Below are 820 nucleotides of genomic sequence, written 5' to 3'. Positions count from 1 at the left end.
TGCACATCCAGGGTATAGATCAGCACAATGCTGGATTTCTTGCGGGCATCATAGCCACGACGGTGCACCTCAAAGCTCTGCAGCTGATCCGCGCTGATTTCCAGCGTAGTCAGAATAGCGCTTGTGAGGGCTGCGTCGTCGTGATCCAGCGGCAGCTTGATATTGGTCAGGCGAATCATGTGCATTTCCCGAACGGCAGAAAAGCCGCGCTATCGAATCCACCGGCGCCCAGCCCCCGCTGCAAGGCAAGGCGCTGTGATCGTATCGGTGTAGCGGCGGCTTCGGAGTTACCTGGTTATAGTAAAGGCGGCATTTTACTGCATTGCAGGCCCTGATGTCGCCCGCTGCACTGCCCGGCGCGCACCCATGCAGAGGCATGGGTGCGGTGGCTAAGTACCAACCTAGCGGTGGGTGATTTTATATCCGCCGTCTTGTGATACTTGCGTGCTAGAGTGTACTTGGACTTCACCGCAGGCGCTGGCCTGATCTATTGCCGAATAGCGGCCCCGCATACTTTCAGAGGTTAGTACCCATTGGCAGGGTGTCGAAAGGTGTTACCTTTCAGCACCCCGACAGCAGCCAGGATATGCATAACGCATTGTCCTGATATCAATCGATCGCCGGAGCACACAACATGACCAAAGAAAGAAGCACGACCAAGGAATCGAAAAAGAAACCCGCCATGTCCCCCAAGGAAAAAAAGGCAGCCAAGCAGTCGAAAAAAGATTCCAAGAATGTTTTTGGCTCCTGATCCGACAACTGCAATTAAACTGAACGCCTGACCCTCTGCGCTAACCCGACTGAATAAAGAGGCCGCATC

Annotated in this window: 1 protein-coding gene and 1 pseudogene; both read right to left on the bottom strand. The window is 54.3% G+C overall.

What is annotated here, in order from left to right:
* Window positions 1-179, bottom strand: a pseudogene (locus MPRO_RS26715) (hypothetical protein); the annotation flags it as partial.
* Window positions 180-523: 344 nt separating this feature from the next.
* On the bottom strand, window positions 524-820 hold a 297-nt coding region (locus MPRO_RS26210), incomplete at its 5' end, for a hypothetical protein (protein WP_216821339.1).

Source organism: Marinobacterium profundum (genome assembly GCF_001528745.1).
Taxonomy (GTDB): domain Bacteria; phylum Pseudomonadota; class Gammaproteobacteria; order Pseudomonadales; family Balneatricaceae; genus Marinobacterium_A; species Marinobacterium_A profundum.
The sequence above is the reverse complement of the archived record's forward strand: the minus strand, read 5'-3'. Positions and strand labels throughout refer to the sequence as shown.